Raw genomic sequence first — 5,220 nt, forward strand, 5'->3', positions numbered from 1 at the left:
CCCCGGCTGGCCGCTACTGGGATGATGGCTGTATGCGGAGAACGTTCGAGGTGGTGACGGTGGGTGCTGTTGTAGCTCACCATGCCATCGAGACTGCGGCCGGGCTGGGGCTACCTGGCGAGCCGTTCCTTGGGCGCCGACGTGCCGTGTTCGCGTGGACGGGCGTGTTCGCCGCGAATCTGCTGCTGCTTCGACGAAAGGGGCGACTCGGCGAGGGTCTTGTTGGGTTCGCCAACGGCGCGTATCAAGCGCTGGCGTTACAGCATTACGTCGATTCGCCCTGGAAGCTCCGCTTCGGCGTTCCCGTGCTCACCGAGGCCGAAGGGCTGCCCCATGAGTCGCTTGCGCCCTACAATGCGGCGCTACTGACGGTGACCGCCAGCTCGACCGCCGCCGTGATCGCTTCTCGCCGACACCCCGCAGTGGTGATCGGCCACCTGTTGGGGCTTGCGACGTTGCCGCTGCAACTCGCCTCTGCACGCCACCACGTCGGTTGGTTCCGCGCCGCTCGCTGACGGAACAGTCACGCACAGCAACCTGAGCCTCGTTCGGCCGTGCGGTTGATCGCACCCCGCACGGTGGTACTGCGCCGCGCTCTTCGTTATCCGGCGCGGCCTCGGCGTCCGGGCGGGAGCAGTCCCTTGCGGCGGGCGCGGGCGACCCACCCTTGCGCGGTCGAGAGCGGCACCCGGCTGAGCTCGGCCATACGCGCGGTCGGGTTGGGTTCGCCGTCGTCCACGAGGCGGGTGTGTTGGAGGGCGACGACCTCGTAGAAGTCGGGGGTGCGCTTCGGGTTCCCCAGCGGCTTCATCACGTCCGCCGAGCGCATGACACGGCCGGAGGGCATGGTCATGGTGCCGCCCTCGAACCTAGAGGCCCCGGTGACGGCGAACTGGCGGCGGTTGATCGCCGCCTCGATCCGTGACGTGGGCAGGTTGCGCAGCATCGGGCTCGCCACAGGGTCACCCGCCCATTCGGGCAGGTAAACGATCCCGGTGATGCGCACCTCGCCCTTGGGCTCCTCACCCATGACGTACTGGCGTTGCAGTCGCAGCAGCACGCGAGTGCTCGACTCGACGTGCTGGATGAGGAACCAACGCCCGGAGTCGTTGTTGTTGTGGCTGGAGTTCAGCCGCCGATCCAGGCCCGGCTCGGGGTCTGCCCACTGCTCGTACCTGAGCGCCGCGTCAATCTCGGCGCTGTCTCCTTCGGGGTCGATGGGCGAGGGCTCGGGCATCTGCCAGCCCGCAGGCAAGTCCGCTGCCACCAGCAGCGGCACGCTCTCCAACTCCTCGACCATGAGCCCAAGCCTAGCAGAATCTCATGCAATGGCCGCTACGCCATATCTGTGCTAACGTGGTGCTGGCGTATCTGCCACAGCGTGAGATAGAGATGAGTGACCCGCCCCGACCCACCGACGATGAGCGACCGCGACGCGCGACGCGAGGCAGGAGTGCGCTCGGGGCGGGTGACCGGAACGATCCGGGGCGGCTGCGTCTGCGGGTCACGCGACGAGCGGAGCCGGATATGCGACGGCTGGTGGAGTGGGTGCTGAACATCACCCAGGCCCGCTACGACGCGCACCGTGCCGGGGAGCCCGACCCTTTCGACCTTCCCGCACCTGACGGGCTCGGCCTGGTGTCAGACCCGCGAGGCAGGATGGAAGCTGAGCCACAGCACCAACGAAGGAGCACCGCATGAGCACCACCACTGCTCCCGCCCTCGCCCCGGCAGGCGTGACCGACGACCGGATGGACGACAAGCCGGTGCTGCTGGCCGTGTCCTACCTGCGCGTCTCCACCCGCGAGCAAGCCGAGCGCGGCGGCACCGAGGAAGGGTTCTCGATCCCCGCGCAGCGCGAGGCCAACGCACGGAAGGCGGCGGAGTTGGGGGCGCGGATCGTGCGCGAGTTCATCGACGCCGGGGAGTCGGCACGGTCGGCGGATCGTGACGGGCTACAGGACATGCTCGCGTTCATCGCCGCGACGCGGGTGCAGTTCTGCCTCGTGCATAAGCTCGACCGGCTCGCTCGCAACCGAGCGGACGACGTGAAGATTCACGAAGCCCTCATTAGCGCCGGGGTCACCCTTGTCTCCGCCACCGAGTCCATCGACCAGACCCCTTCCGGGATGCTCGTCCACGGCATCATGTCCTCCATTGCCGAGTTCTACAGCCGGAACCTCGCCACCGAGGTCACCAAGGGCCTGACGCAGAAGGTCGCCCAGGGCGGCACCCCGATGCGTGCTCCCATCGGCTATCTCAACGTGCGTCGCACCGACGACGCGGGCCGTGAGATTCGCACGGTTGAGGTCGATCCCGAACGGGCACCGCTCATCACTTGGGCGTTCGAGCGGTACGCGGGGGGTGAGACTTCCGTGACCGGGCTGCTGCGTGACCTGACCGCGCGGGGTCTGGTGACGGTGCCGACGCCGAAGCGCCCGTCGAAGCCGTTGGGGAAGAACACGCTCTACAAGCTGCTGACGAACCCGTACTACGCGGGAGTGATTCGCTACAAGGGCGGGCTGTATCCCGGCGCGCACGAGCCCGTCGTGGAACCAGCCCTGTTCGACCAGGTGCAGTCGCTGCTGCGGGCGCGCACCGCGAAGATGACGCGACACGTTCAGCACGCCCACCACCTCAAAGGGCTGCTGCATTGCGGCACCTGCGGGTCGCGGATGCTGCTCGACTTCGCCACCAACCCCAAAGGCACGACTTACGCCTACTTCGTGTGCTCGGGCAGGGCATCGAAGCGGACGGCCTGCAACCGGCGGGCGGTGCCCGTCGCGGTCGCGGAACGCCTCGTCGCGGACTCCTACGCCTCCATCACGATCAACGACCAGACCTACAGTGACCTCGCCGCGAAGGTCGATGCGGCGTTCGACAAGCGCATGGCAGGCCGCGACCAAGAGATCGCTGACCTCATGGCAAACCGAGCGAAGTTGGAAGGCGAGAGTGACAAGCTGCTGGCCGCGCACTTCGCCGACGCGATCGACCTGCCGACCCTGAAGCGACACCAAGACCGCATCCGGGCGGGCCTCGCAGACGTGAACCAGCGCCTTGCCGAGCACGACGAGCACCACACCGGCGGACGCGCGTTCCTGCACGACTCGCTGCGGCTGCTCACCGACGCCCACCACGCCTACGCCCGATCCGGCGACGCCGACCGCAGGCTCGCGTGCCAAGCGTTCTACACGCGCCTCGACATCACCGACGACGAACAACTACGCCCCACACTCGCCGAACCGTTCGCCACGATCTTCCGCGAAGCCCACGACAGCGGCGACGAAGGCAAGGAAGCGAAAAGGGAACACACCACATCTTCTGATGTCGCGTGTTCCCGTAAGACGCTGTGAGGATTGGTTCTGGCCGGTCTGGGACTGGCTGGCAGAGTGGGTGACGGCCGTGTCGCCCGGTGGGTGTGGCTCACGTTAGAACTGGCCCCGACGGGTGCCCTGCAAAAGAAATGCCCACCCATCGAGCGGCCGGCCGGCACCTACCCGGCCCACTCCGGTGACTTGATCAGAAGGTTGTCCACCCCGCCTGGGGTGTGACTCGTCACAGTGCTGTTCCGAAGTGATTTCTCCCCGGACTGGTACCGGCCGTCAGCGGTCGATCCCCAGCCCGAAGAGAGAACCGAAGGAACTATCGCCATGTCCAGCATCGCGCATACGCGCCCGTTTGTCGTCGGCGTCGACACTCATGCCAGAAATCACGTCTATGCCGTCCTCGCCCCTGACGGCGAACTCCTCGATACCAGAGAGTTCCCTACCAGTAGCGCGGGCATCACTCGCGCGATTGACTGGGCAGCACGCCGCACCGGAGGCGATCTCGCGACCCTCTGGGTGATTGAAGGCGTCGCCTCCTACGGGGCGCTCCTGGCCGCTGCGGTTACCGCGACCGGCTACCAGGTTGCCGAAGCGCCACGCATGGGACGTCATCTCCGGTATGGCGTCGGGAAAACCGACACTATCGACGCGCAACAGATCGCACACGCGGTCCTGCCGCTCGAGGAGTCGCAGCTGCGCACACCCCGCTTGAGCGAAGGCACGCGAGCCGCGCTACGTGTACTCGTTGGCGCTCGCGAGACCATGGCGAGAGAACGCACGCGAGCAGTCAATGCGCTCACCGCCCTCGCGCGGGTCAATGATCTCGGACTCGACGCCCGCACGCCATTGACCCGCCCGCAGGTCCATGAAGCCAGCCGCTGGCGTGCCCGGCGTGAACCACTCGCAGTTGCGACGGCCCGAGCTGAAGCATCTCGCCTTGCAAAACGAGTCACTGCACTCGACCGCGAACTCGCGGCCAACCTCGCCCAGCTCACTCGGCTCGTTGAAGCGAGCGAGGCGGCCCCTCTGCTGGACGAAATGGGGTTTGGGCCGGTCTCTCTCGCGATCTGTCTGACCGCGTGGTCACATGCCGGACGGGTGCGCTCGGAAGCCGCGTTCGCCTCGTTGGCAGGGGTGAACCCGATCCCAGCATCGTCGGGGAACACTGTCAGGCATCGCCTCAACCGCGGAGGCGACCGGCAACTCAATCGAGCGATACACATGGTCGCGCTCAGCCGCATGATCCACCACGACGAAACCATCGCCTACGTCGAGAAACGTCAGCGCGAAGGACGAACACTGAAAGAGATCCGCAGAAGCGTCAAACGCTACCTCGCCCGCAGAATCTACAAAACCCTCAACACGCATCAACTCACGCCGTCTCCAGCTTGACATCCATAGAAGGGTCTTTGGGTGGAGCCTAGGAGATTCGAACTCCTGACATCCTGCTTGCAAAGCAGGCGCTCTACCAACTGAGCTAAGGCCCCGACGCGGCGTAGCCGCCCCAGACAACCAGACGATTCTACATCTCTCGCCGTGGCATCCTCGCATCCGGCGCCGACCGCGACATCCTGGCCCTGTGTCCGTGCTTGTTCACGTCGTGATCCTGGCCCTGCTATTCCTGTTGATGGGCGTCCTCACCACACCGCCGCACGACCCCGAGAAGTGGCGGCGACTGCTGTCGTTCGTCGTCGCGATCGCCCTGGCGCTCGCACTCATGCTCTTCGGTTTCGTCATCGTCGTCACAATGCTGCTCGTCTACACTGCCGCGCTCAACGCACTCGGCGTGCAGGTCGGCGTGCTGCTGGGCACGCTGGTCGTCGTGGTTGCCGGGGGTGTGGCGCTGTTTCTCATCGCCCGGCCTGTGATGCACCAACTCCGCGTCACCCACGAA

At 66.2% G+C, this 5,220-nt stretch carries 4 protein-coding genes, 1 tRNA gene and 1 pseudogene; 4 read left to right on the top strand and 2 right to left on the bottom strand.

All coding sequences use genetic code 11. The features are described 5' to 3' along the window. A partial coding sequence (locus ACK5KK_RS05930) for a hypothetical protein (protein WP_416889168.1) occupies positions 1–515 on the top strand: 515 nt, incomplete at its 5' end. A gap of 86 nt (positions 516–601) precedes the next feature. Here ACK5KK_RS05930 and ACK5KK_RS05935 read toward each other — a convergent pair. Next, positions 602–1,300 carry a hypothetical protein gene (locus tag ACK5KK_RS05935; RefSeq protein WP_416889169.1) on the bottom strand — a complete coding sequence of 233 codons (699 nt, stop codon included), beginning with the start codon at positions 1,298–1,300 and terminating at the stop codon, positions 602–604. Positions 1,301–1,697: 397 nt separating this feature from the next. Between ACK5KK_RS05935 and ACK5KK_RS05940 the strand changes: the two genes are divergently transcribed. Both ACK5KK_RS05940 and ACK5KK_RS05945 read left to right on the top strand, forming a co-directional pair. After that, positions 1,698–3,353, top strand: coding sequence for a recombinase family protein (locus ACK5KK_RS05940; protein WP_416889170.1), 1,656 nt, complete (start codon positions 1,698–1,700; stop codon positions 3,351–3,353). A gap of 297 nt (positions 3,354–3,650) precedes the next feature. Further along, entirely contained in the window at positions 3,651–4,718 is a 1,068-nt protein-coding gene (locus ACK5KK_RS05945) for an IS110 family transposase (RefSeq protein WP_416889171.1), read from the top strand. Positions 4,719–4,740: 22 nt separating this feature from the next. Here the strand turns inward: ACK5KK_RS05945 and ACK5KK_RS05950 are convergent. Next, positions 4,741–4,813 (bottom strand) — tRNA-Ala (locus ACK5KK_RS05950). Between the two features lie 92 nt (positions 4,814–4,905). Here ACK5KK_RS05950 and ACK5KK_RS05955 point away from each other — a divergent pair. Further along, positions 4,906–5,220 (top strand): annotated as a pseudogene (locus ACK5KK_RS05955) (hypothetical protein); the annotation flags it as partial.

This window comes from Microbacterium sp. (assembly GCF_047972865.1).
Classification (GTDB): Bacteria; Actinomycetota; Actinomycetes; order Actinomycetales; family Microbacteriaceae; genus Microbacterium.

Bases quoted from the DNA above. Each gene is read 5' to 3' on its own strand.
- ACK5KK_RS05945 (WP_416889171.1), top strand. From the start codon at position 3,651: ATGTCCAGCATCGCGCATACGCGCCCGTTTGTCGTCGGCGTCGACACT.
- ACK5KK_RS05935 (WP_416889169.1), bottom strand. From the start codon at position 1,300: ATGGTCGAGGAGTTGGAGAGCGTGCCGCTGCTGGTGGCAGCGGACTTG.
- ACK5KK_RS05940 (WP_416889170.1), top strand. From the start codon at position 1,698: ATGAGCACCACCACTGCTCCCGCCCTCGCCCCGGCAGGCGTGACCGAC.